Genomic DNA, 24,537 nt, shown 5'->3' with positions numbered 1-24,537 from the left:
GAAATACATCAACCAGGTGCAGCAGAAGGGCCTCGCCGTCATCTTCATCACCCACAACGTCCGCCATGCCTATGCCGTCGGTGACCGCTTCACCGTCCTCAACCGGGGCCAGACGCTGGGCACATTCGGCAAATCCGAAATCTCCATGGAGGACGTCCAAAACCTCATGGCAGGAGGAAAAGAACTCCAGACACTCTCGAAAGACCTCAACGGAACAATATGACCGCGCAAAGCCAAGGCAGTGAAACCTGCGCAAGGCGCGCAAATCGGAGTGACGACCACATCATTGTGTAGAGGCTGATTTGTGGCACAAAGAGTTATCGCGCAGTGGCAACGCGGCCCGAGGCCTGATTGTTCTATAAAATATCTCCACGCGGGTTCGCATCCCGTGGCGATTTGATTTTTTCTTTCTTGGGTTTTTTCGCAATGATGGACTTGCACTTCTTGCGAACACGGCCCAAAACATCGACCAACGGCAAACACAAACGTTGAAGGACGTAAAATGGCTAACGGTACAGTAAAATTTTTCGCACAGGACAAGGGTTTTGGCTTCATTACTCCTGATGACGGCGGCCAGGACGTCTTCGTTCATGTCTCAGCTTTGGGCTATGGCGGCGCGCTTCGCGAAGGCGATAAAGTCAGCTACGACGTCGGCCAGGATCGCAAGACGGGCAAATCTAAAGCCGAAAACGTTCGCGTTCTGTAATAGCGCATAACGGGCACGAACTGCTGGGTCCCTGTAACGGAACCAGAATGTTCTGCCTGTTTACCTATAATTTCGGTCTGGCCCGAAGATTTATCTTCGGGCCGATTTCCAGAACAATATGCAGATCGCGGATCACCATTGCGGCGGTTAGCATCGCGTAATTCAAGACTTGTTCATCGCGCCGACCTCGCTCGATAGCAGCTTCGATATTATCAAGGTCGTTTACAGTATCTTGGCCTGAACCTCTCGTATGCCTTTCTCTTCCAGCATAATCCGGATTGTACCGGCCGGCCGCTCAAGCTGACTTCCGACCGGATTTCGCGGCGTTTAAATTTCCTACGCTCATTATCCACGCCACTGGCAACAAGACGGCACCAATCGACCCAACAAGCCGCGCGCCTACGAACGGTATCGCCGGGGTAAAGCTCACCGAGTATGACGGGAGCGTCATGGCTTGTTTGCGGCTGATCGCTTGAACCCGGACGAGATCGAGCCTGCTCTGACGTGGGCACATGATAAGATGCGCCCGAAGTCTCAATGGCCAGACGCCATTTTGAACGATTTCAACGCGGAAGTTTCGCCAGTCCCTTGGCCAGTATCGGGCCAGTCGGGCGACCGGTTGGCGACCCACCCGTCTGTTCCAGCGTGATCTCGTATAGCTGGTTGTCACGCGGGCTGGGCAATGCGGGGCCGTCAAGGCGAGCCGAGTGAACGCCCTCCAGCAATCCAAGCGAAACAGGCCCCATTTCCCGCGACGGAAGCGTCCAGACCTCTATCGCTTTATCGTTTGGCACGGCAAAATCAGCCAGCATCCGGATCGTTGCTCTCTCATTGCCAAAGTCCTCAACGACGGCCTGAACCTCTCCAGCCTCATTAATTAGAACGGCGACAACAAGCGGCTCTATCGTGCGAGTGAGGCTGTATCCAAGACCGATCGCAAGCAACAAGGCAGCGGCAATCGATGAAAGTGCCGCGATCTTCCAGCCTTTTCTGCTGTTGTCATTCGCAACCGTGGAAACAGGCGTATCGTTTGTCCCACGCTGCGCAGGCAGCGCCGATTCAATGCGATGCCACAGGGCCTCGTTGACCGTTGCGGCTGTAACAGAAGTGTCCAGCGGCAGGAAGCGCTCACGGCTTGCGGCAATCGCAGCCTTGAGTTCGGGATCGCGCTCCATGGCTTCCTCGATTTCCGCAGCGGCTGCGCTCTCGGTCAATCCCAGTACATATTCATCGGCGAGGTTTGGTATGTCCTTGCGATCATATGTCATGCCATGCACTCCCGAAGCGTCAGAAGCCCGCGCCTGATCCAGGATTTCGCTGTCCCAAGCGGAATGCGCAGTCTTCCGGCGATCTCCCCGTGAGAATATCCTCCAACATAGGCCATCAGAATCCCGTGCCGCTTCGTCTCATCGAGCGATCCGAGGCATTCGTGCAGGCGGGATTGTCGATCCAGCCGGTGCCACGCCGCCATAATCGCGTCTGCCTGCTCGGCTTCCTGAAGCGTTTCGACCTCTTCGACCGAATGTTCACGCTTGCCATCCCTGAGGAGATTGAGCGCCCTGTTTCGAACGATGGCATAAATCCATCCGCGCGCAGAACCACGGTCGGCATTGTATTGATAAGCGTGGGTCCATATTCGGATAAAGGCTTCCTGCACCACCTCTTCGGCAAGTTCGCGACGCCTGACGATGCGTTGCGCCACAGCGACCAGCCGCCCGGCTTCCTGATCGAAAATGCGTCGCAGTGCCAAACGGTCACCCTTGGCACAGGCGGCAAGCGCCTTATCCAGATCATCCGGCCCTAAGCCCATCAATATCCTTACCCTCCCCTGATGCCGATGTTGAACATCGTCAGCCTTTTGGAACTATACCCATCCAGCCAGCGAATGGATGCAGTCTTAAAATTATTTTTATCACCTGCATCCAAACGCATCCTCTGCAGTGTCTTCAATAAAGAAGGGTCAAGAGCCGAGTGCATGATGCCTTCTTAACTGTTGAACGCACGGGAGAAAGACATGAAGACCATTCGTTTCGCACTGATTGCCTCCGCAGCCTTCGCCGCCACAGCATCTGTAGCCTTTTCGGCACCCGTTCTCGGGCTTACGGGCGACAAGACACTCGTCATGTTCGATACTGAAAAACCCGCGGTGACGAAGACCATGGAAGTAACCGGCGTCGATAAGCTCGTCGGCATCGACTACCGCCCCGGCAACAAGACGATGATCGGCGTTACCCCGGATCATCGCATCGTCACCATCAATCTCGAAAGCGGTGCAGCGACAGATCTCGCGAAAATGGACAAGATGCTGACGATGACCGAGGCTCCGGTCGTCGTCGACTTTAACCCGATGGCAGACCGCCTTCGCTTCATGAGCGGCACCACCAACCACCGCGTCCACCCTGATACCGGTGCAGTCACGGTAGACGGAACGCTGGCCTTTGAGGATGGCGATATGCACAAGGGCGAAACGCCGAACATTGTCGCTGCCGCCTACACCAACTCCATCGGCAAGCCTGAAAAGACCGCGATGTACAACATCGACGCGACCATCGGTGCTCTGATCCAGCAGACCAAGCCGAATGACGGCACACTGAAGGCTATCGGCAAGCTCGGGCTCAAAGACAAACCTGCCACCTATGCCTTCGACATTCAGGGCATGGAAGGCGGCAAGAACACGGCCTATCTCGCGGCAAACAAGATGCTGTACACCGTCAATCTAGAAACGGGAGCCGCGACAGAAGTCGGTGCGATTACCGGCACGGACAACGAAGTTCGCGACATCGCTGTTCTTCCGGCTATGTAACAAAGGCGGTAGAAGGCAGGTTATCGGTAGTCTGCCTTCTTCCAATTTAATATTTACCCACCAGCACGATGGCTGATAGCTGATATATCTAATTTTCGCCGTGATCAGATACTTCTCAAGAAATACCGATCAAGCAACGGTTCTGTTGGGTGCAACGCCATAGTCCTGCGAGCTTGCAGCCGTTGTGGTAGCAGCGCCTGCAATATTACTCACTTCATCAAGACGCCGGAGTTGATCTTCGGAAAGAGTGACGGATACCGCGCCGATATTGGCCTTCAGTTGATCCAAGGATCTCGGACCGATCAACGGAATGCTGCCATGGGCGATGGACCAGGCGATCGCGACACGATCCGGGCTTGTTCCGAGCTCCTGCGCAATGTCCAGAACAGTGTCGAGAATGCGCGTCCTCTGCTCGCTGTTTTCAGCTTGGAACACGCGTCCGCCCATCTTCTCGGCCCGGCCCGTTTCGCCCTTTCGATATTTGCCTGTCAAAACCCCGCCGCCGAGAGGTGACCATGTTACGACACCGAGACCAAGAGCATTGACTGCGGGGAACAGATCAGCCTCGGGTTCACGATGCACGAGGCTGTGTTCGAATTGGGCGGCGGCAATCGGGATAGTGCGGGTAAGCTCGGCGATGGTCACCGCTCGCGAAAGCCGCCAGGAGGGAAAGTTTGACAAGCCCGCATAGAGAATCTTGCCTGCGCACGCGAGATCATCAAGGCCTCGGACAATCTCTTCAGACGGCGTCAGGCCATCGGGATGATGGACCCAGAAAAGATCGACGCGATCGGTCTTCAGACGCTTCAGGCTCGCTTCCAGTGAAGCCACCATGGCCTTGCGGCTATTGCCCGTCACCAGACGGTTCGCATCCGGTGCGGCTCCGCTGGTATATTTGGTTGCCAGCAAAAACTGTTCGCGTCGACCAATTAACAATTCTCCGACGAGCTCTTCTGACTGCCCGAACTGATAGATGTCGGCGGTATCGATGAAATTGCCACCGGCCTCTGCATAGGCGTTGAAGACACTGGCGCTTTCCTCCGCGGTGGCGCCATGCCCCCAGCGCGTGCCGAAGTTTGCCGTTCCAAGTGCGATCTGCGAGACGCGCAGACCCGTGTTTCCAAAGAGGGTGTAATTCATGACGTTTCCTTACTGCGAGAAGATCAAGTTAATTGCGGCTGATTGACGACTGGTGATTTCTGAAGGGCAAACACGGCGATTGCAGCAATCAGGCAAATTGCGCCCGCGAGATAGAAGGCAGGCAGATAAGTGGCGTAGAGACTACGGGTCAGCCCGGCACCCCACGCAGCCATCGCCGCACCGATTTGATGACCAAGAAACACCCAGCCGAAAACGATGGTGGAGTTGGCCCCGAATTTTTCTGAGGTAAGCTTTATCGTTGGTGGAACGGTAGCCAGCCAATCAAGACCGTAGAACAGAGTGAAGAGGCTCAGTTCGTAGAACCCGAATTCCGTATTGGGCAGGTAGAGAAGCGAAAGACCACGCAGACCGTAATACCAGAAGAGCAGCCAGCGGCTGTCAAACCTGTCGGAGAGCCAGCCTGAACCAATGGTGCCAACGAAATTGAATGCGCCAATCGCCGCGAGCATCCCGGCCGCAGTCACCGGCGCGATACCAAAATCACCGCAGATCGCGACCAAATGGGTCTGGACAAGGCCTGTCGTGGTCGCGCCGCAAATGAAGAATGTACCGAACAGTATCCAGAATGACTTGGATCGAGCGGCAACCCAAAGCACGCTGATCGGCGCGACGAGTGTCGCGAACAATGAAAGAGTATTGGGCTCCGGCGGAGGAACTTCGGATGCACCGTATGGCAGCAGACCGACATCCGCTGGCCTTTCACGCATCAGCAGAAGTACGACAATAGAACTCAATGCCAGCATCGCCAGCAGCAGGGCAAGAGCAATGCGCCAACCCCAAGCCTGCGAAAGAGCCGCGAATGCTGGAAGAAAGAGCACCTGCCCCGTCGCAACGCTTGCGCTCAGCAAACCCACCACCAGACCACGTTTGGCAACGAACCATCGCGTCGCGACCGTTGCTCCCAGTACCATCGCGGTCAATCCGGTTCCAAGCCCGACAACGACGCCCCAGAGCAGGAAGAGCTCAGTCAAACTCGTCATCGTGAAAGAGCCAATCACACCGACTGCGATCAGCAACAGCGCAAACACGGAAACAGGCTTCACGCCGAAACGGCTGAGGAATGCCGCCGCAAATGGACCAACTGCGCCGAACAGAAGAAAGCGAATGGCAAATGCCGCAGAAATCTCGGCAACGCTCCAGCCGAACTCCTTCTGCAAGGGGCCGATCAAAACACCAGGGGCACCAACAGCACTTGCTCCCACCATCATGGTGAGAAACGTCGTCGCGACGACGATCCAGCCGTAGTGAACCCCCTTTTGCGAAAGATATTTCGCGACAGGAGCGGTAGGCATTTCTGACATCACAAGCCTTCCAATATACGGGTATATACACGAATACGATCAAAAAAATCAGATGTAGCGAAGAATGTCCTGCAGAGCCGTGATCTTTACCGGCCCAAGCCGGGCCTCCATGGAGCTTTGACAGTCATCCCAGATGGGACCTGCTTTTTTCAGCAAGTCGACACCCTGCTCGGAAAGCCGGATGAGTGCCTCGCGCTGATCACGATCACCACGCCCTGACCCGACGAGCCCCATACGTTCGACGACTTTGACATTGCGCCCGACCGTAGAGCGATCCAGATGTAGGCTGCGTGCCAGATCGCTCATGCTGACTGGCTGAAGCCGCTCGATGCGCCGAAGCAGCGAAAACTGAGCAATATTGATACCGAACGGAGCCAGCGCTTCATCATAAAGTGCTGAGACCTTCCGGGCCGCTTCGCGCAGCATCACTGAATAACAATTAGCCATTTCTTGATGTATATACCCGTAGTTTGGCGTTGTCTACGCCAAACTACGAGTGTCGTGCGTCAAAACGGCTGTCGAACAGCGAAGAAAGTGTGTTCAAGGTAGCCATTGAGTAAGATGCCAATCATCATATATAAATGGACAAGAACCAACCGAGACGAATGCCCATGAAGGTCACGAAAGAAAAAGCAGAAGAAAACCGGCAGCAGGTCATCGATACCTCAAGCAGGCTGTTTCGCGAAAAGGGCTTTGACGGCGTAGGCGTGAACACGCTCATGCAGGCCGCCGGCCTGACCCATGGAGCGTTCTACAAGCAATTCCAATCCAAGGATGACCTCATTGCCAAAGCGACGAAGGCAGCTCTGGATCAGGCACTACAACGCCTGTCGTCCTTGACCGAGAAGGACAAGCAAGCATCGCTGGAAAAGGCCGTCGGCCTTTATCTGTCCGACCAGCACCGCAACGGTGTTGCCGACGGCTGCGCATTTGCGGCACTTGGTCCCGATGTAGCGCGCCACGGTCCAGAGGCTCGCCGCGTCATGCAACACGGCATCGAGGAGCAGCTTGCGCTGTTGGAGTCTGTGGTCGAGACGGAGAAAAACATCTCCAACCGGGAAGAAGCGATTGCGACGATGGCAACGATGGTCGGCGCAATGGTGCTGGCGCGTGCAGTCGAGAACAAGGCGCTCTCCAGCGAGATCCTCGATGCGGCTGCCAAATCCATCTTGACGAAGTAATCAACGATCGCACCATGCGCGCTCCCAAAGCAAACGCCCGGGCTGTCACGATGCTTGGCGGACAGATAGTGGAGACACTCAGGCCTCGAGGTTAGATCGCCGATCATTTGCGGCGATCAGGCAGTGTGCGCCGGAAATTGCTTGACCGGCCTTTTTAGCCGGTCGCGCTTTAAATATCATGCCATAAATTCTTCAGTCGCGAATTCTCATGGAGATATATTACTTCGCTTGCAGATAACGGCTGGCAGCAGTGGTATGCCCCGTATCCTGCAAAAGTGCCTGACGCGAAGCTTCCACCGCCTGCCAGCGCTGCTCCTCATGGAGATGGGGGATGGTTACGGCTTCGCGACGGTCGAACCCGACCAAAGCCGCATCGACCAGTTCCGACACCTCCATCAACGGGGGACGCTTGTCTTCTTCAACGAAGTTCCAGATTTCGGTGCGCGTTGCCGCAGGAAGAACGGCCTGCACATACACGCCCTTCGGACCAAGCTCCGCCTGCAACGCCTGAGACAGCAACAGGACGAACGACTTTGTTGCTGTATAAACGGAAGTCTGCCACTCCGGCGCGAATGCCAATACCGAACTGATGTTAACGATCGAGCCTTCGCCCTTTTCCGCGAAACGGGGTGCCACGGCGTGCGAGAGACGCATGACGCTGGTCGCGTTGAGCGTAACGAGCTTCGTCAGCTCGTCGATACTCTGGGTGACAAAGGTGCCACCAACATTGCTGCCTGCATTGTTAACGAGGATGCCAATAGACGTATCGTCACGCAATCTCGCTTCGACTGCATGCAGGCCTGTCCCACTGGTCAGGTCGGCTGGCAGAAGATCGACGGAAACCCCAGCTTCTTGCCGGATCTCGGCAGCATTCGCCTCAAGCTTCTCGACGGACCGCGCGACAAGAACGAGGTCGTGACCGCGCTCCGCTAACCTTTGGGCATAAGTTGCGCCTATCCCTGTCGATGCACCCGTAATGAGAACTTTGGATTTGGAAGACATTCGTAGCCTCTTTCGTTTTCATCGCTGATCGCAATCGTCTCGATTACGATCCAAGCATAAAGATTATGATCGTCATTATTAACATAAAGCGCCGCCCTAACGGAGTTTGCTCCAACGGATCGGTTTGGATGATTATCGCGGCAGAAACATCACCGTAGATGTTCCGTGGGCCATCACCGTCGATGATGTTGCCTGCTGGCAAGTTGCCGCAGCGTTGCAATGGCGAATATAGTCTCTGGGTTATTGCGCATCTGTTCTTATTGCACCTCGATGACCACTTTACCTTTGGCACGCCCTGTCTTGACATAGGACAGTGCTTCAGAGGTTTGTTCAAACGGGAAAACCTTATCGATAACCGGCTTGATGACGTCGCTTTCAAGGAGAGATGTTATCTCTGCCAGCTGTTGGCCATCTGCACGCATGAAGAGGAAGTCATAGCGTAGTCCGCGTCTTTTCGCCTCTTTGCGCACTCCTCTGCTGAGCACAGTGAAGAGAAGCTTAAGGACGAAATTCAGCCCAAGCGTTGTGGCAAACTGCGGATCCGGCGGCCCGGAAATCGAAATCAGCCGACCACCCGGCTTCAGAATTCTGAGCGATTTCATTAGGGTTTTCTGATCCTGGCTGTTCAGCACCAGATCATAGTTGCTCAGGACCGTCTCGAAATCCTGCGTCTTGTAGTCGATGACGACATCAGCACCGAGGCCTTTGACCAGCTCGATGTTTTTCGCGCTGGTGGTGGTGGCGACAAAGGCACCCAGATGCTTGGCAAGCTGGATGGCAAAGGTACCCACGCCGCCAGATCCTGCCTGAATGAACACCTTTTGACCCTTGCGGAGCTTGGCGAGTTCGACCAGCGCCTGCCAGGCCGTAAGGCCGACCAGCGGAATGGAAGCCGCTCCCGCCCAGGTGAGGCTTTTGGGCTTTATGGCAAGATCGCTTTCATGGACTGCAAGGCGCTCTGCGAACGTGCCAATACGGTGATCACGAGGACGCGCATAGACTTCGTCGCCAACACTGAAACGGCGGACGCTCGAACCGACGGAAATGACTGTGCCAGCAAGATCATGGCCCAGAATGAAGGGCGGCTTGTACGCCAGCAGCGGTCTGAACTCGCCATCTCGGATCTTGGAATCCAGCAGATTTACCGCTGTTGCCTTTATCTCGACCAGAACGTCATTGGCCCCGACGACAGGCTCGGCTGCATCGACCATGCTCAGAGGGCCGTTCTTCTTATATTTCTCGACGATGAAAGCCTTCATAGGCTTGCTCTCCAGTTCTACGACATATTCAACAGGGCTTTAGAGGCTCAAGGCACCGCCTAACCGAGACCAAACTGTTTGTGCAGCACTTTGTCGAAGAAGCCACGCGGCAGGAAGCGACGCGCAAAAGCGCCTTGCCGCGCCACCTTGCCCGATGGATAGCGAAGCTTCGGCGACTCCTCTGTGGCGGCACGGACAATAGTGTCAGCAACGCTTTGAGCGGTGTCTGCCGCCTGCATCGCCTTGGCGTAGGCGATGTTGTAGCCGGAGCGGAGGCGATCATACTCCTTAAGCGGCGCGTCGGCAGGCACGGAGCTTGCCTCGAAGGAGGTGCTGGTCGTGCCGGGCTCGATCACCAGAACGCGCACACCAAATCCCCGCACCTCATGATCCAGGGCTTCCGAATATCCCTCAATCGCATGTTTGGTTGCCGAGTAATGGGTGTTAAATGGCGCTGGGATGAACCCGAGACCAGGCCCGACATTAAGGATACGACCGCGGCCTTGAGCGCGCATGATGGGCAGAATAGCGTTCGTTACACGCACGACACCAAGCACATTGGTGTCATAGAGCGCCCGCACCTGTTCGATCGAACTTTCCTCGGCGGCACCGACGATACCGAAGCCGGCATTGTTGATAAGAAGATCGATATGACCAAGCTCCGTATGCGCTTCCGCAACGGCTACGCTCACCGACGCGTCTGAGGTGACATCGCATGCGATCAGCCGTATGCCGTCACGAACTTCACCCGGCTTCGCTTTACGGCTTGTCCCGATGACACGATATCCCGCTTTGTCCAGAGCAATCGCTGTCGCCTTTCCGATACCGCTTGATGCGCCCGTCAAGAACGCTGTCTTCTGTTGCCTGCTCACGCGACTAACCTCTTGCTCAATTCTGGCCAGCCTCGAGATGAGCGGGACAAGAATTTAATGATGATGATCGTCATCATTAGTCAAGAAGCATGAGTTGGAGCCGCTACGAGATAGGCTTATAATACTAACTGCCTGCACGGCTGCTTTTCCATGGCATCAAACATAATCCAGTGGATTTGAATGAGCCCTTATCGTGAGCAATGCGGCTCAGACAGAAGCTGCTTTCGATAGCCTAGCAAAACAACATGCGAACCAGACCATCATTCGTAAGGGCTTGTGCAATATCATAGAGAATGCGCGGGAGGTAATCGCGGCTTAGCCGAGTCTTGGTATTGCTGAATGCTCCTCATGTTAAAGAAGCAGCCTCCGGCCAGGACCAATCATCTCCGCTTCACCATCCGCCTAAGCATCGAGCCTTTCCTTGATTTACGCGGGATAAGCTCGATATCACTAACAAGCTTTGCACCACCTTCCCGGCGCTCCAGCGTAATCTTGCGACTGTGAAATGCTTCCAGTTCTGCGCGATGCGCCACGCTAATGATCGTGGCATCGGGTAGCTCATCGATGACGGTCTGCATCATCTTGTCCTGACTTTTCTCGTCCAGCGCTGCGGTAGCCTCGTCCATGACAATGATATCGGGCGCGTTGAGCAGCAGGCGTGCAAAGGTAAGTCGTTGTTTTTCACCACCTGACAAAGTCTGGTCCCAAGGCGCCTCGTCTTCGATCTTATCCTTGAGTTGGCCAAGACCGACCTTGTCGAGAGCGGCGACGATCTCTTCCGCCGTCCAGCTTTCCGCCGGTTGCGGATAAGACACCGCGCGGCGCAGTGTCCCGGCCGGAATGTATGGCCGCTGTGGCAGCATGAATAATTGGCTGCCGGCGCGGAAATTCACGCTGCCGCCGCCCCATGGCCAAAGGCCAGAAATAGCGCGGACCAGCGTGCTTTTGCCTGAGCCTGATTCACCGGACACCAGTACCCTCTCGCCCGCGCCGATTTCCACGTCGGTTTCTTTGACGACGGCGGTTCCATCGCCCAAGGACACGGACACATCCTTGAGGCTAAGCATGGTCTCACCTTCAGTCTCGCCACGAACGATACGACCAAGAGTGTCGCTTTTCTCAGCCCGTTCGAGGCCATCCAGTGACATCATCAGCGAGGCGACACGTCGTGCGCAGGCGTTCCAGTCGGCAAGGCGCGGATAGTTATCGACCAGCCAGCCAAACGCGGACTGGACAATGGTAAATGCAGACGCTGCCTGCATGACCTCGCCGAGCGACATGCTGCCATCGAGAAATTTCGGTGCACAGAGAAGGAGTGGTACGACTGGCGCAATCAGCATCGAACCGTTGGAAACGACGGTTGTACGCATATATTGCTGCGCCATAAGCCGCCATTGTCGCCGGACATTACCGAAGCGTTTGTCGAGATCGCTGCGCTCCTCTTCTTCCCCGCCAAGCAGGGCAATGCTCTCACCATTTTCCCTGACACGTGTCAGCGTGTAGCGAAATTCTGCTTCCACCTGGTTCTTGACTTCAGACACCTTGACGAAGTTTCGGGCGATGAAAGCGATAGCGGTGGAGGTAATTGCCGCGTAAATGATGGCCGCTATGACGAGGAAGCCCGGTATCGTGACCCATACACCGCCGATGGACAACGTCAGCGCCCCGCCAATCGTCCAAAGGACGACGATGAAGGTGGAAGCGGACACGAACGCGGCGATAACGCCGGAGACGAAATCGACCGGCGCTTCAGTGGCAATGCGCATGTCCTCCGAGAGCCTTGCCTCGGGATTCTTGTGATCGCCATCGATAAGGTTGAGCTGATAGTAGCGACCATTTGCGATCCATCTGCCAACCAGCACCTTGGTCAGCCAGGAGCGCCAGCGCCGCTGAATGCGCATTCTCACATAGACTTGCGAGGTGACGATGAAGACGCTTCCGAGAACCAGAAAAGGGAATATGGAGGCAAGTGAATAGACCGTCGACGCATCCCGTTTTTCGATCGCGTCGAATATTCCGCGATTCCAGACGTTGATGCCATACTGGAAGCCGACATTGATGCCGATCATGGCCAAAAGGCCGATCGTGAAAAGCCATGCCAGCTTATCGCCACGGCGGCTCCAAAAGCCGCGTGCGCTGATCCAGAAGCGTTTTAGCAGATATTTTCGCCGTGCCTCTTCAGCCTCCTCCGGCGTCAACCCCGAAGCAGGTTCCATTTCCTCTGGGGGAATCTGGTCATCATTGTCATGAGCATCTTTAGGGGATGCGGCTTCGGTGCCAGCCTCGTCGGCATCAGCGACCGATTTCAGTCCTGCTTCATTATTTTTCATGGTCGCTGAACGGCGGAAAACGAGAAAGGTTTCACGGCTTTGTGAAGCGGTGTGAAATATTCTTTGAGACGGTGCTAGGGAGCGGAGTAGACGGGGTTTGCACCAATGGGAGCTGTCGTCTGGCAACTGATTTGATATTTCACATGCGTCCAAAGACTGCCAGTTTTGGTGAATTATGGTGATGAGTTTCTTCGGCAGAGCGAGCGCGACCCGGGTGGGTGCCTAACCCACCGCCCACGGCTTCTTCAGATTCAGCCCACGCAAAGCCAGCGATCATCCAAAGTGATGTAGGCACGTCCGGCCTCCAGCTATAATTCCAGAAGCGTAACGGTCTCGCAGCAATGCTCAACCATTGAAATCGCGAATATCAGTTTCTACCTGCGCCACAGATTTCCGCCCAATCAATAAAGGCCCTTAGGCCAAAAGGAGACTCAGATGAACATACTTATGGTCCTTACATCGCACGACGAGCTCGGCAATACGGGCAAAAAGACAGGATTCTGGCTCGAAGAGTTCGCAGCACCCTACTACGCGTTTCTCGAAGCTGGTGCCAAGATCACTGTTGCGTCGCCCAAGGGCGGACAGCCACCTCTTGATCCGAAAAGCGACGAACCGGAGTCGCAGACCGAAGAGACCACCAGATTCAAGTCCGATGCGGATGCCCAGTCGGTCCTTGCAAACACCGTCGCTCTATCGACCGTGTCCATCGACGATTTCGATGGTGTGTTCTATCCCGGTGGCCATGGTCCTCTCTGGGATCTTGCAGAGGATAAGGTTTCCATTTCCCTGATCGAACGCATGTATGCAGCTGGAAAGCCAGTCGCTTTCGTCTGCCACGCTCCGGGCGTCCTACGCCATGTGAAGGCTCCAAACGGCACTCCGCTGGTGCAAGGTAAGAAGGTTACCGGCTTTACCAACACCGAGGAAGATGCGGTGCAACTCACCGATATCGTCCCGTTCCTCGTCGAAGACATGCTCAAGGAGAATGGTGGCATTTATTCCAAGATCGGCGACTGGCAGTCTTACACAGTCAAGGACGGGTTGCTGATTACCGGTCAAAATCCCGGATCGTCGGTAGCAACCGCCGCATCGCTAGTGGAGACCTTGAAGGCCCATAAGGCCTAGCAATTTATTCCCGGGGTGTGATGACGCATCATTGTCGCCATCACACTCCGGGAAACTCTTATGCCAATCCGGCACCGCGCATGATCAGAACGATCAGAGACGCCGTAAAGCAATCAGGCAACTCAGCGATAAAAAGCTTTATTGGACCCAAGCCATGGAGTTTTGGGATCGAACACCTAAGCCGTCGGCAAATGCGGTGGTTATTTCGGAAACATACAAGAGAATGCCAGCATATCCCCGGTGCGGCCTCGTTCAGAAGTTTATGCGTTTTTTACCAATACGCTTCCCGGAATTGATGTAGTCTGAAGTCAATAAAGAGGAACCGGCCAAGCCGGACCACAGGGGAATATCGAAGAATGAGATACGTCGTCGATAATGTCGGCGGTCTTGCTGGAGGCGATGCCTGGCAGGCCGCAGTTACGGAAACCTACTTTCCGCTGGATACTGAGTATCGCAACAGGCGGGAATTTACCGGCAAACTGGAGACATGGTCTCTTGGGTTGGTCGGTGTTTCCCGAATGCAATGTGACGGCGTCAGCTATCACCGCCACCGCCGCCATTTTCTGAATGAGCGTGACGCCAGCCTTCTGGTTTCAATTCCAGAGGTTAGCGAGATCAATTTTTTGCAAGGATCGCGTAGCGTGAAATGCAATCCAGGCGGGTTTCTGCTCGAACGTGGAGATGCGCCTTATGAGTTCTGGCATGGCAAACCCAATGCGCTTTGGGTGCTGAAGGTGCCATCCGCCAGCGTGCGATCACGCATCGGCTCGACGGACAGGTTCAGCGCCTTGAGCTTTGATGGCACAAGCGGGGTCGCCGCGCTTTTCCTGGATACGGTACGAACCTCGATAGGCCATATCGACAATATCAACGAGGCCGCTCGTGAAATGACCGGCAGGCATATTCTCGAAATGCTCTGCCTTTCTATTGTGAGCGACAACCGGGTGCTGGACAGCAGCATATCCTCCATTCGGGCCGGACACTTGCATCGCGCCGAGCAATATATCCGCGACAACATCAAGAACCGATCGCTGGGGCCGCACGCCGTTGCTGAAGCCGGTGGAATATCTCTGCGCTATCTTCAGGGGCTGTTTCAGGAGAGCAACAAATCGATCAACGGCTTCATCCGTGACAGCCGTCTCGACCATTGCTCCGAAGAATTGATGTCGGTGACAAACAACTCAACCATCGCGGAAATCGCGTATCGCTGGGGATTTGCCGATCAGTCGCAGTTCTGCCGGCATTACAGGACCAGGTTTGGGTGCTCTCCGGGTGATACACGCCGCGAAGCCGCGCTTCGTGCACGGATGTCGCCGGACACGCAATACCGGCATTAACAGAATACGGCACCACGCTAGAAACTGACTTTGGCTGCATCATATGTGGCCAGGCGCGAAAACTGACGTCCGCCGGACGGTTGGTTCGGAAACCTTTCACCAATGAAAACAAGACACGCTGCCCCGCAATGGGGCGGGCGCAGGCGGAATATTGTCTGCACAAACAGCCTGTAAAGGACAAGAGCATGACCAAGACGAGAGTGGCCGTGGATGTGGGGGGAACCTTTACGGACATCTGCATCATGGACGAAGAAACAGGCGCAATTCGCATCGAGAAAACCGGCTCTACACCGGATGACCCGATGCGGGCAATTCTGAGCGGCGTCGAACAGGCACGCATCGATCTGTCAGAAGTCACCATGTTTTCGCACGGCACGACAGTCGCGACCAACGCACTGATTACTCGCCGTCTGCCACGCACGGCCATGGTTTGCACCCAAGGATTCCGCGATGTGGTGGAAATCCGCCGTGCCAACAAGGAGGACCTCTGGGATACATACAAAGATGTAGCCAAGCCTTATATCCCCCGCCGTGACCGCCTGACCGTTCGTGAGCGGGTGGATGCCGAGGGCGTGGTTCTGGAAGCTCTGAACGATGACGACGCCCATCGTGTGGCGGAAATCCTCAAAAAGCGTGATGTGAAGTCCGTCGCCGTCTGCTTCATGAACGCTTACGTAAATGGCGAAAACGAACGGCGCATGCGCGACATTCTGAAAGCTGTCATGCCCGATATTCCGGTTTCGATTTCGTCTGAAGTCATGCCGGAAATTTTCGAGCATGAACGTTTTTCGACCACCATGGCGAATGCCGTTTGCGCTCCGGTGGTTGTCGATTACGTCTCGCGCCTCAGCGATAAACTGGCATCGGGTGGTTATCGTCGTGATTTGCTGCTGCTGCATTCAGGTGGCGGCGTGATGACGCCCGCCAGCGTCAGGGAATTTTCCGCGCGCCTTGCAGGCTCTGGTATTGCCGCCGGTGCCATCGCCAGCCGCTTTATCGGCAATCTTTGCGGTTTCCCCAACTCTATTGGCTTCGATATGGGCGGAACCAGCACCGACGTTTCGCTGGCGTGGAACGGTCAGTCACGCATTACCAAGGACTGGTACATCGAATATGGGTATCCGATCCGCTTTCCTTCGATTGAGGTTTTGACCATCGGTGCCGGTGGTGGCTCCCTGGCCTGGCAAGATGAGGGCGGTTCACTTCGTAATGGCCCGCAATCCGCCGGGGCATTTCCCGGCCCTGCCTGCTATCGCAACGGCAACGCTACAGCAACGAACACCGACGCGAATGTGGTTCTGGGTCGTCTCGGCAGCAGCCTTGCAGGCGGCAAGATTACGCTTGATCCGGCGTTGGCCGCAAAGGCGGTCCAGGAAACGGTCGCCAATCCGTTCGGAATGGGACTGCACAGAGCAGCTGAAGCCATTATCGCGGTTGCCAATGCATACATGGCAAACGCTGTGCGCCTGCTTTCCGTCAGCCGAGGTTACGATCCGCGTGATTTCGCGCTCGTTGCCTTTGGTGGGGCCGGAGCATTGCACGGTGCGGCAGTGGCACGAGAACTATCGATCCCAACTGTGATCGTGCCACCCAATCCGGGTGTTACATCGGCACTAGGGTGCCTCTTGGTGGATGTGCAGCACGACTTTTCCGAAAGCTTTATGGCAGATGCTTGCATTGTCTCTCCGGATGAAATGGAGACCGCGTTCCAGCGCATGGAAACGCAGGCCGCAGAGCGACTTTCACACGAAGGCATTGCCCCTGCAGACATGGCTTTGCAGCGAACTGTCGAGATGATGTATCAGGGCCAGTGGCGTTCGCTTGCCGTCAACGCCCCGGCAAAAATCGAAAGCATCAGCACGCTGATTGAAGCCTTCCATGCCGAGCATGAGCGGGAATTCAACTACAGGCGCGATGAAGCCCCGGTTTCGATCTTCCGCCTTGCCATAAGGGCCATCGGCATTGTTCCCAAGGCTGAACTGCCCAAACACGAACTGCGAGACCATTCGCCAGAGCCGATCGGGCGCCGCCCGGTCTGGTTCGACGGTGTCTCCCACGATGCGGTCATCTACCAGCGCGAAGTTCTGGAAGCGGGTGCCATGTTCTCCGGTCCTGCCATCGTTGAGCAGTTCGATTCCACCACGGTCGTTCCACCGGGCATGAGCGCGAAAGTGGACGCATTCCTCAATATCCTCATTGGAACGAAAGGCTGAGAGATGACCAAGTTTGCGGAAATTGAAAGCGGCCTTGATCCGGTAACATTCGAGGTTTTGAAGAACTCCTTCATCACCACGGTCGATCAGATGGCCGAACAGATGCTGCGTACCTGCTATTCCTTCGTCATTTATAACCGCGATTTTTCCAATGCGTTGCACGATGCGGATGGTAACTCGGTTGCCCAGGGCAACTACGACATCGCGGTACATGTCGGCACTTTGCACAATACCTGCAAAGAGGTGATCCGCGTTTTCGAAGGTGATATGGCCCCAGGCGATGTCTACGCCATCAATGACCCTTACGCTGGGGGCACCCATTTCAGCGATGTCCGTCTCGTGCGTCCGATCTTCGATGAAGACGTTTTGATCGGCTTTTCGCAGTCCAACGGGCACTGGTCAGATCTGGGCGGCTCCGTACCGGGTTCATTCGATGTGACGGCGCGAGACATGTTCCGTGAAGGTATGCGCATTACGCCTATCCGGCTTTTCCGCGAAGGTCGTTTCTGCTCCGATGTCGCCAACATGATTGCCGCCAACACCCGTGATCCAGCTTCGATCATCGGCGACATCCATTCGCAGGCGCAGGCGACGCAGGTGGCGGAACGTGAATTGTTGCGGCTCGTCAAGAAATACGGCCGCGACAAGGTTACGCGTGGTATGGAGGAAGTTCAGGACTACGTCGAGCGCGCCGTTCGCAAGCGTCTGGCCGAGCTGCCGGATGGCACATGGGAAACGGTCGATTATATCGACCGTGATCTGGGTGGTGGAGAGGGAATGATCCCCATTCGCATCAAGATGACGATCAAGGGCGACACGGTCCATTATGATTTCACCGGAAGCCATTCGACGATTGCCTCCATGTATAATTCCGCCCCCGGCGCAACCTTTTCGGCAGTTGTTGCCGGAATGAAGACTTTCTTCCCGGACCTTCCGCTCAATAGTGGGTTTTACCGGATGATTCAGGTTTCAGCGCCGAAAAACAGCGTCGTCAGCGCCGAGTGGCCGGTCGCCGTTACGGGCTTCCTCATGCCGTTCGAGAAAATCATGAACGCGATCTTCGAGATGTGGTCGCAGATCATGCCGGAACGCGCCATCGCCTGCGCCTTCAATCTGGAATATCTGCTGGCTGGCGGCCGCGATGCGCGCAAGCCGGAAAAGCCGATCTTCATGTTCTACGAATGGCTGCCCGGTGGTTGGGGCGGTCGCAATGGCAAGGATGGCGCTGACGTGACGACCGCGTGTTTCGGCACCGGCTTGATGTCTCAGCCGAACGAAGGAAACGAGCGCGTCAATCCCACCCGCACCACCGAATTCCAGATCAAGCAGGATTCCGCTGGCCCGGGCAAATGGCGCGGTGGCGCCGGTGTCCAGAAAACATCGCTGCTGCTGGAAGCCGAAGGCGCTGTCATGTCCTATATCTGCGACCGTGAGCGGGCAGTGGTTTGGGGTGTCGAAGGCGGCCTTCCGTCGATGCCGCACGGCCTGACAATTCGCCGCGCTGGTGAGGACAAGGATACCTGGCTTGGCTCCGTCTTTTCGGACTATCCGGTCTTTACGGGTGACGAATTTGCACGCCCAACTGCGGGCGGTGGCGGCTTTGGCGATCCGCTGGAGCGGGATCCGCTTCATGTTAAGACGGACGTGATTGACGACTATGTCTCAATCGAACGCGCGGCACTCGACTATGGTGTCGTTCTAAAGGTCATCGATCGTGATCTCTGCGAATATGAAATCGACGTTGCAGCAACGCAGGCCACACGGGCTGAAATACGGTCAAAGCGCAAGGAGTGGGCGCGCATGGACCCGCATGAGGTTTCTGCGCGCTATAAGGCGGGCGAAATCAACTCCCTTGATGCTGTCCGCCGTTTCGCTGTCATTCTCGACTGGGAAAATGGTGACGTGTTGGAAAACACCACGGCGCAATTCCGCGAAAGCTTCGAAAAGCGCAGCGTTGCCCATTGGGCCTAACCGATCTTGCCGCCGCGATCAGCAATATTGTTCTCGGCGGCAGGTTATCTGTTTTATCGATATGACTTTCAAGAAACTACTATTTCACATGGGTAGTGGATTGAGACACCATGCTGCAACGCCGCAAAAGACGGCACGCGAAGGGGTTACAGAACAATGTTCGATAATCTGGAACGGTCTTTGACCGTTGCCGGCACTATCGATGAAGCTCTTGCCGAACGCCGGCAAGGCGCTGCGATTTTGGCCGGTGGCACATGGTTGATGCGCGATATGAGGAAGGGACTGAATCTTCCGCAAGCGCTCGTGTCACTGCACGCAGTTCCCGGCTTCACGTCAATCGACGTTGAGGCCAATCAGATTACCATCGGTGCAGCGGTTACGCACGAGGCGCTCGGTCGGGCACTTTCCAGCGTCACTGGACTTGAGGCCGTCGCTGCTGCTGCAACAGGTGCCGCCAACCCCGCCATTCGCCGTGCTGCAACCATCGGCGGGAACCTGTGTTCGTCCGATTTTGCTGCCGCAGACCTTGCGCCCGCCTTTCTGGCCGTCGATGCTCTTGTAGAACTACAGACAGACGGTGCCCAGGTGCGTATCCCTGTGGCATCCTTTCTGGCCAACCGGCGACAACTTTTGGGCGATTCCATTATCACGAAGATAATTCTGCCCCGCGATAACCTTGCGAGCGCCCATGCGCGGCTGCCACTGCGCCGCGCGGGTGACTATCCGGTCGCCATCGTCTCTGTCGCTCTTTCCGCCCAGCGGCGCATACGCATTGGGGTGGGATCGGTCGAGGACGTGGCAAGACGCTGGACCCGGCTTGAAGAGGCTTTTGCCGGAGAAACTGACGGCAAGCCCGCAAACGCGGATATGGCAGAATTTCTTGCCACCCAGTGCGATGATTTCAAAGGCCGCGATGGCATTGAAGCTGATGGTTGGTATCGACAGCAGGTTCTGCCGACGCTTATTCGCCGCAGCATGGAGGTGCTTTTGCAGAAGGATGCCGCACGATGACCGTGACATTCCGCATCAACGGTTCCGAATGCCGTTTCAATGGCGATCCCATGGCGCCTTTGGTTGACGTGCTACGCAGTGAGCGATTTTTGACGGGAACGAAGGCCGTTTGTCGGGAAGGCTTTTGTGGGGCCTGTACCGTGCATGTCGACGGCGAAGCGGTTATGTCCTGTCTCCGGCCTGTCGGCTTGCTGGATGGTGCCAAGGTGACCACCATCGAGTCCATGTCGAGCGGGGATGGACCGCTCCATCCGCTCCAAGCGGCATTCGAGGCGGCAGATACCGTTCAGTGCGGAATGTGTTTCCCCGGTATGGTGATGAGCCTTTCGCACTTCCTGCGGGATAATCCTGATGCGAGCCGGATCGATATCAAGGCGGCGCTGGTGGGCAATATCTGTCGATGCACCGGCTATGAGCGGATCATAGATGCTGCGATGTCCGTCGTCTCTGGAGAACATGCACATGGCTGATGTTTCCACGACGGTTATGAATCTGCCTCGGCGCGATGCCCGCGACAAGTTGCGTGGACGCACCAAATACACCAATGATCGGGCACGGCCTGATACGGTTCACGCCATTCTGTTGCGTTCCACCGTCCCGTGCGGCCGAATTGTCCGGCTCGATGTGTCTGCTGCACTGGAATGCCCCGGCGTTCTGGCGATTGCTACTGCGGCAGACGCGCCGGAAAATTACGGCATCGGCATTGCCGACCATCCGCTTTTTGCCGTCGATACCATTCGCTACAACGGCGAGCCTATTGCCGCAATCGCCGCTGAAAACGAGGCTGAAGCCCGCGCGGCACTTGCCGCTATCATTCTCGAAATCGAACCGTTCGAACCTGTGTTGACTATGGCCGCTGCGCTTGCGCCGGGAGCTCGATTGGTCCACGAGGATTGGCGCAAATATGAGATTTTGTATGAAGGTGGCTTGCGCTCCGGCAACATCGCATGGGAGGCAAAGTCCGTGCGGGGTGATGTCGACGCCGCCTTTGCGCGATCAGATGTAACCATCGTTGAAAGCAACTTTGAAGTTGGCAGGCAGAGCCACGTACCATTTGAGCCACGCGTGGCGATTGGCAGCTGGGAAGACGGGCGCGCCCACATCCAGACCTCGACGCAGGTGCCGTGGACTGTTCGCAATGTGACTGGCCGCGTCATGCAATTGCCGCCAGGTCGGGTGCGCGTCACCGTGCCGCCAGTCGGCGGAGCCTTCGGCTTGAAATTCGACGCATCTATCGAGCCGATAACAGCGCTTCTGGCACGCATGACCGGGCGGAGCGTAATGCTGGAAAACACCCGGCAGGAGGAAATGGCGACTTGTCTGTGCCGGGAAAACGCGGAGATCAAAATTCGCTCGGCTGTGACGGCGGATGGCGAGATCGTGGGTCGTGAGGCCGTGGTTTTGATGGATTGTGGTGCCTATGGTGGAGAACAGGTGTTTCTCACCACCATGACCTCGCACACGCTCGGCGGCACCTACCGGCTGGGCGCGGCGCGGTTGGTCAGCCGAGCGGTCTACACCAACACCCCACCCAATGGTGCCTTCCGCGCCTGCAATGGCGTTTATAACGGCTTTGCGCTCGAACGGCACACTGACGAGATTTGCGCTGCAATCGGCATGGATCCCATCGAGTTTCGCAAGCGCAATGTGCTGGGTGATGGTGATCTAGGGCCGACCGGCCAAGTGTTCGAAGGCAATGTGCTGCGCCCGATGCTCGAGCGCATGGATGAGTTACGCGTAAAAACGGGAACCGTTGACCATAAGGCCGATGGACGTCTTTACGGTCGCGCGACCACGCTGGGAACGTGGTTCATCTTCGTCGGCCCATCTGCCGCGACGGTCAACATGAACGCGGATGGCAGTGCCACACTCGTCACATCCGGTGTCGAAATCGGGTCTGGCACGATGACACAGTCCCTGCCCCAGATCGTTGCGGGTCAACTCGGATTGACACCAGATCAGGTAGTGGTCAAGGAGGCCGATACGGATGCGGCTGGCCTCGATGTTGGTGTGGGTGGCGGTCGAACAACGGTCTCAATCGGCGCCGCCAGCATTGGTGCATCGACGGAGGTGAAAGAGAAACTGTTGCGCACTGCTGGAGAAATGCTTCAGACCGCGCCGAAAGATCTGATATTGCGCGACGGGCGTGTGGAAATTGCGGGACGTCCGGGTTCTGGCGTGGCAATACCTGCCGTTGTCGCGCATGCGCAGGCAACCACCGGGCCGATTACCGGCACCGGAAGCTTTACGGCCAAAAACACCCCGGCAATGTCTGGCTGCGCCATGGGCCATTTTATCGATGCGCTGGATATTCCCGTCTTTGTGGTGCACGAGGCCGAAGTGGCCGTTGATCCAGATACCGGCCACGTCGAAGTTCTGGCTTATCGCGTGGTGCAGGATGTTGGCCGCGCCCTTAACCCACGCGCCATCATGGGCCAGATACAGGGCGGCGTGGTGCAGGGATTTGGTTATGCACTGCACGAAGAAGTTACAATCACAGATGATGGCCGCATCGCGCAGGATGGTTTTGAAACCTACCGCGTCCCGTTGGCGCAGGATGTTATCCCTATCGTTGCCGATCTTTACGAAGGCGCGCCTTCTATGGGTCCACTTGGCACGAAAGGCGCGGGTGAGGTGCCGATTCTCGCCGTTGGCTCGGCCATCGCCTGTGCTGTTTCCCGCGCCATCGGCAAGCCGGTCTCTCGCCTGCCACTAACCCCTCCGCGCGTGCTGCGCCTGCTTAAAGACGTCGAGCCTGCTATCGCGCACACGCATATTGCCGAGATTTGGACGGCAAATACGCTGGATATGAAGACGTCGCCGCTGGCATAAAAAATCAACGACAACCACTACAGTTTGCTCCAGCCAATGAGATTGACATGACCGTGATTTCCAATTCTCTTGCCGCCGCCGACATCGCGTCCGTGATGCATCCGAACACCAATCTGCGTCAGCATGAGCGAACGGGTCCGCTGGTGATGGAACGCGGTGATGGCATTCGTGTCTATGATGATCGCGGCAAGGAATATATCGAGGGGCTTGCTGGCCTCTGGTCCGTTGCAGTGGGCTTTTCAGAGCCTCGTCTGGCAGAAGCGGCCTACAAGCAGATGCTGAAGCTTCCTTACTACCACACCTTCTCATCCAAATCGCATGAGCCATCTATCCGGCTGGCTGAAAAGCTGGTGGAAATGACGCCCGCAAACATCACCCGTGCATTTTTCACCTCATCCGGCTCGGAAGCCAACGATACCATCGTGAAGATGGTCTGGTATATGAACAATGCACTGGGCCGCCCTCAGAAAAAAAAGTTTCTGTCGCGTATCAAAGGCTATCACGGGATTACGATTGCTTCCGGAAGTTTGACCGGCCTACCTATCAATCACCGCGACTTCGACTTGCCTGCCATTCCGGTTCATCATCTGACCTGCCCGCATTTTTATCGTTTCGGCGTGGAAGGTGAAGATGAGGCAGCGTTCACGGCCAGGCTGCTTGCCGAACTTGCGGCCGTTATCGAGAAGGAAGGCGCTGATACGATCGCCGCATTCATCGGCGAACCTTTGATGTCGGCGGGCGGAGTTTTACCGCCACCAGCAGGATATTGGGAAGGTGTCGAGCGCATATGCCGTGCCAATGATATTCTGATTGTTTCCGATGAGGTGATCTGCGGGTTTGGACGTCTGGGAACGCCCGTTGGTTGCCAGAAATACCGCTTCACGCCGGACATCATGACGCTATCGAAGCAGATCACCTCGTCATATATGCCGTTTGCGGCGGTGATGTTCTCCGACGCCATCTATCAGGCCATTGCTGACAATTCTGAAAAGATCGGCGCTTTCGGTCATGGTTTTACAGCGTCCGGCCACCCCGTCGCATCCGCCGTTGCGCTTGAAAACATAGCGATTATCGAAGAGCGCGATTTGATAGGCAATGCGGCGCGGCTGGAAGCACAGTTCCACGCTGGACTACAATCCTTCACAGATCATCCACTTGTGGGTGAAGCTCGCGGTGCGGGGCTGATCGGCGCTGTCGAGTTGGTGGCCGACAAGGCAAAGCGGCGGCCTTTCGAGAAAATCGGCAAGGCGGGCGCACTTGCGTCGGTCATCGGTCATGAAGAAGGCCTGATTTTCCGCGCCATCGGCGATCAGCTTGCTCTTTGCCCACCTTTGATCGTCACCTCGGATGATGTGGACGAAATCATGGTCCGAATGCGCCGCACGTTGAGCCGACTGCCCGCCGCAGTTGCCGCAGAAGGTCTGGTTTAAAGC

General features: G+C 56.2%; 21 protein-coding genes and 1 pseudogene. 12 read left to right on the top strand and 10 right to left on the bottom strand.

The genetic code is table 11. From position 1 onward, the window contains the following. Both G6L28_RS14770 and G6L28_RS14765 read left to right on the top strand, forming a co-directional pair. A pseudogene (locus G6L28_RS14770) lies at window positions 1–223 on the top strand (sugar ABC transporter ATP-binding protein); the annotation flags it as partial. Window positions 224–502: 279 nt separating this feature from the next. Beyond that, window positions 503–706: a cold-shock protein gene (locus G6L28_RS14765; RefSeq protein ID WP_174064575.1), complete on the top strand. Its 204-nt coding sequence runs from the start codon at window positions 503–505 to the stop codon at window positions 704–706. Between the two features lie 563 nt (window positions 707–1,269). Here G6L28_RS14765 and G6L28_RS14760 read toward each other — a convergent pair. Both G6L28_RS14760 and G6L28_RS14755 read right to left on the bottom strand, forming a co-directional pair. After that, window positions 1,270–1,974 carry an anti-sigma factor gene (locus G6L28_RS14760; RefSeq protein ID WP_174064574.1) on the bottom strand — a complete coding sequence of 235 codons (705 nt, stop codon included), beginning with the start codon at window positions 1,972–1,974 and terminating at the stop codon, window positions 1,270–1,272. After that, the gene (locus G6L28_RS14755; RefSeq protein WP_174064573.1) at window positions 1,971–2,516 is read right to left on the bottom strand and encodes a sigma-70 family RNA polymerase sigma factor; all 546 of its coding nucleotides are present in this window, start codon (window positions 2,514–2,516) and stop codon (window positions 1,971–1,973) included. The genes G6L28_RS14760 and G6L28_RS14755 overlap by 4 nt, the downstream gene beginning before the upstream one ends. A 204-nt stretch (window positions 2,517–2,720) precedes the next feature. On the opposite strand from G6L28_RS14755, the gene G6L28_RS14750 reads away from it, so the two are divergent. Next, complete coding sequence (locus G6L28_RS14750) at window positions 2,721–3,509, top strand: DUF4394 domain-containing protein (RefSeq protein WP_174064572.1); 789 nt, start codon at window positions 2,721–2,723, stop codon at window positions 3,507–3,509. 129 nt (window positions 3,510–3,638) lie between these two features. Here the strand turns inward: G6L28_RS14750 and G6L28_RS14745 are convergent, their stop codons facing one another. From G6L28_RS14745 to G6L28_RS14735, 3 genes are read right to left on the bottom strand one after another with little or no spacing between them, the layout of a single operon-like run. After that, window positions 3,639–4,649 (bottom strand): aldo/keto reductase, encoded by a 1,011-nt coding sequence (locus G6L28_RS14745; RefSeq protein WP_174064571.1) that lies wholly within the window; start codon window positions 4,647–4,649, stop codon window positions 3,639–3,641. Window positions 4,650–4,672: 23 nt separating this feature from the next. Then, window positions 4,673–5,962, bottom strand: coding sequence for an MFS transporter (locus tag G6L28_RS14740; RefSeq protein ID WP_174064595.1), 1,290 nt, complete (start codon window positions 5,960–5,962; stop codon window positions 4,673–4,675). A gap of 57 nt (window positions 5,963–6,019) precedes the next feature. Continuing rightward, entirely contained in the window at window positions 6,020–6,418 is a 399-nt protein-coding gene (locus G6L28_RS14735) for a MarR family winged helix-turn-helix transcriptional regulator (RefSeq protein WP_174064570.1), read from the bottom strand. A gap of 164 nt (window positions 6,419–6,582) precedes the next feature. Here G6L28_RS14735 and G6L28_RS14730 point away from each other — a divergent pair, with 164 nt between their 5' ends. After that, the gene (locus tag G6L28_RS14730) at window positions 6,583–7,152 is read left to right on the top strand and encodes a TetR/AcrR family transcriptional regulator (protein ID WP_174064569.1); all 570 of its coding nucleotides are present in this window, start codon (window positions 6,583–6,585) and stop codon (window positions 7,150–7,152) included. A 219-nt stretch (window positions 7,153–7,371) separates the two neighbouring features. Here the strand turns inward: G6L28_RS14730 and G6L28_RS14725 are convergent, their stop codons facing one another. From G6L28_RS14725 to G6L28_RS14705, 5 genes are all read right to left on the bottom strand, one after another. Beyond that, window positions 7,372–8,154, bottom strand: a complete 783-nt coding sequence (locus tag G6L28_RS14725; RefSeq protein ID WP_174064568.1) for an SDR family NAD(P)-dependent oxidoreductase — start codon at window positions 8,152–8,154, stop codon at window positions 7,372–7,374. Window positions 8,155–8,411: 257 nt separating this feature from the next. Next, window positions 8,412–9,413, bottom strand: a complete 1,002-nt coding sequence (locus G6L28_RS14720) for an NADP-dependent oxidoreductase (protein WP_174064567.1) — start codon at window positions 9,411–9,413, stop codon at window positions 8,412–8,414. Between the two features lie 59 nt (window positions 9,414–9,472). Then, window positions 9,473–10,285: an oxidoreductase gene (locus G6L28_RS14715; RefSeq protein ID WP_174064566.1), complete on the bottom strand. Its 813-nt coding sequence runs from the start codon at window positions 10,283–10,285 to the stop codon at window positions 9,473–9,475. Window positions 10,286–10,665: 380 nt separating this feature from the next. Continuing rightward, window positions 10,666–12,615 carry an ABC transporter ATP-binding protein/permease gene (locus G6L28_RS14710; protein WP_174064565.1) on the bottom strand — a complete coding sequence of 650 codons (1,950 nt, stop codon included), beginning with the start codon at window positions 12,613–12,615 and terminating at the stop codon, window positions 10,666–10,668. A 139-nt stretch (window positions 12,616–12,754) separates the two neighbouring features. Next, a complete protein-coding gene (locus tag G6L28_RS14705) occupies window positions 12,755–12,910 on the bottom strand; it encodes a hypothetical protein (RefSeq protein ID WP_174064564.1) in 156 nt (51 codons plus the stop codon). 140 nt (window positions 12,911–13,050) lie between these two features. On the opposite strand from G6L28_RS14705, the gene G6L28_RS14700 reads away from it, so the two are divergent. The 8 genes from G6L28_RS14700 to G6L28_RS14665 all read left to right on the top strand — a co-directional run bounded on the left by G6L28_RS14700 (window position 13,051) and on the right by G6L28_RS14665 (window position 24,534). Next, complete coding sequence (locus G6L28_RS14700) at window positions 13,051–13,740, top strand: type 1 glutamine amidotransferase domain-containing protein (RefSeq protein ID WP_174064563.1); 690 nt, start codon at window positions 13,051–13,053, stop codon at window positions 13,738–13,740. Window positions 13,741–14,096: 356 nt separating this feature from the next. Continuing rightward, window positions 14,097–15,077 carry a helix-turn-helix domain-containing protein gene (locus G6L28_RS14695; protein ID WP_174064562.1) on the top strand — a complete coding sequence of 327 codons (981 nt, stop codon included), beginning with the start codon at window positions 14,097–14,099 and terminating at the stop codon, window positions 15,075–15,077. A 185-nt stretch (window positions 15,078–15,262) separates the two neighbouring features. After that, window positions 15,263–17,290, top strand: coding sequence for a hydantoinase/oxoprolinase family protein (locus G6L28_RS14690; protein ID WP_174064561.1), 2,028 nt, complete (start codon window positions 15,263–15,265; stop codon window positions 17,288–17,290). A 3-nt stretch (window positions 17,291–17,293) separates the two neighbouring features. After that, complete coding sequence (locus G6L28_RS14685; RefSeq protein ID WP_174064560.1) at window positions 17,294–19,261, top strand: hydantoinase B/oxoprolinase family protein; 1,968 nt, start codon at window positions 17,294–17,296, stop codon at window positions 19,259–19,261. Window positions 19,262–19,417: 156 nt separating this feature from the next. After that, window positions 19,418–20,272, top strand: coding sequence for an FAD binding domain-containing protein (locus G6L28_RS14680; protein WP_174064559.1), 855 nt, complete (start codon window positions 19,418–19,420; stop codon window positions 20,270–20,272). Next, window positions 20,269–20,742, top strand: coding sequence for a (2Fe-2S)-binding protein (locus G6L28_RS14675; protein ID WP_174064558.1), 474 nt, complete (start codon window positions 20,269–20,271; stop codon window positions 20,740–20,742). The genes G6L28_RS14680 and G6L28_RS14675 overlap by 4 nt, the downstream gene beginning before the upstream one ends. Then, on the top strand, window positions 20,735–23,104 hold the full coding sequence (locus G6L28_RS14670; protein ID WP_174064557.1) for a xanthine dehydrogenase family protein molybdopterin-binding subunit: 2,370 nt from the start codon (window positions 20,735–20,737) through the stop codon (window positions 23,102–23,104). Before G6L28_RS14675 ends, G6L28_RS14670 begins: the two co-directional genes overlap by 8 nt. 47 nt (window positions 23,105–23,151) lie before the next feature. Then, complete coding sequence (locus G6L28_RS14665; protein ID WP_174064556.1) at window positions 23,152–24,534, top strand: aspartate aminotransferase family protein; 1,383 nt, start codon at window positions 23,152–23,154, stop codon at window positions 24,532–24,534. Window positions 24,535–24,537 lie beyond the last annotated feature (3 nt).

This window comes from Agrobacterium larrymoorei (assembly GCF_013322225.1).
GTDB lineage: Bacteria > Pseudomonadota > Alphaproteobacteria > Rhizobiales > Rhizobiaceae > Agrobacterium > Agrobacterium larrymoorei_A.
The sequence above is the reverse complement of the archived record's forward strand: the minus strand, read 5'-3'. Positions and strand labels throughout refer to the sequence as shown.

Excerpts from the sequence above, each read along its gene's own strand:
- G6L28_RS14765 (WP_174064575.1), top strand. The coding sequence starts at position 503 with ATGGCTAACGGTACAGTAAAATTTTTCGCACAGGACAAGGGTTTTGGC.
- G6L28_RS14760 (WP_174064574.1), bottom strand. The coding sequence starts at position 1,974 with ATGACATATGATCGCAAGGACATACCAAACCTCGCCGATGAATATGTA.
- G6L28_RS14755 (WP_174064573.1), bottom strand. The coding sequence starts at position 2,516 with ATGGGCTTAGGGCCGGATGATCTGGATAAGGCGCTTGCCGCCTGTGCC.
- G6L28_RS14750 (WP_174064572.1), top strand. The coding sequence starts at position 2,721 with ATGAAGACCATTCGTTTCGCACTGATTGCCTCCGCAGCCTTCGCCGCC.
- G6L28_RS14745 (WP_174064571.1), bottom strand. The coding sequence starts at position 4,649 with ATGAATTACACCCTCTTTGGAAACACGGGTCTGCGCGTCTCGCAGATC.
- G6L28_RS14740 (WP_174064595.1), bottom strand. The coding sequence starts at position 5,962 with ATGCCTACCGCTCCTGTCGCGAAATATCTTTCGCAAAAGGGGGTTCAC.
- G6L28_RS14735 (WP_174064570.1), bottom strand. The coding sequence starts at position 6,418 with ATGGCTAATTGTTATTCAGTGATGCTGCGCGAAGCGGCCCGGAAGGTC.
- G6L28_RS14730 (WP_174064569.1), top strand. The coding sequence starts at position 6,583 with ATGAAGGTCACGAAAGAAAAAGCAGAAGAAAACCGGCAGCAGGTCATC.
- G6L28_RS14725 (WP_174064568.1), bottom strand. The coding sequence starts at position 8,154 with ATGTCTTCCAAATCCAAAGTTCTCATTACGGGTGCATCGACAGGGATA.
- G6L28_RS14720 (WP_174064567.1), bottom strand. The coding sequence starts at position 9,413 with ATGAAGGCTTTCATCGTCGAGAAATATAAGAAGAACGGCCCTCTGAGC.
- G6L28_RS14710 (WP_174064565.1), bottom strand. The coding sequence starts at position 12,615 with ATGAAAAATAATGAAGCAGGACTGAAATCGGTCGCTGATGCCGACGAG.
- G6L28_RS14700 (WP_174064563.1), top strand. The coding sequence starts at position 13,051 with ATGAACATACTTATGGTCCTTACATCGCACGACGAGCTCGGCAATACG.
- G6L28_RS14695 (WP_174064562.1), top strand. The coding sequence starts at position 14,097 with ATGAGATACGTCGTCGATAATGTCGGCGGTCTTGCTGGAGGCGATGCC.
- G6L28_RS14690 (WP_174064561.1), top strand. The coding sequence starts at position 15,263 with ATGACCAAGACGAGAGTGGCCGTGGATGTGGGGGGAACCTTTACGGAC.
- G6L28_RS14685 (WP_174064560.1), top strand. The coding sequence starts at position 17,294 with ATGACCAAGTTTGCGGAAATTGAAAGCGGCCTTGATCCGGTAACATTC.
- G6L28_RS14680 (WP_174064559.1), top strand. The coding sequence starts at position 19,418 with ATGTTCGATAATCTGGAACGGTCTTTGACCGTTGCCGGCACTATCGAT.
- G6L28_RS14675 (WP_174064558.1), top strand. The coding sequence starts at position 20,269 with ATGACCGTGACATTCCGCATCAACGGTTCCGAATGCCGTTTCAATGGC.
- G6L28_RS14670 (WP_174064557.1), top strand. The coding sequence starts at position 20,735 with ATGGCTGATGTTTCCACGACGGTTATGAATCTGCCTCGGCGCGATGCC.
- G6L28_RS14665 (WP_174064556.1), top strand. The coding sequence starts at position 23,152 with ATGACCGTGATTTCCAATTCTCTTGCCGCCGCCGACATCGCGTCCGTG.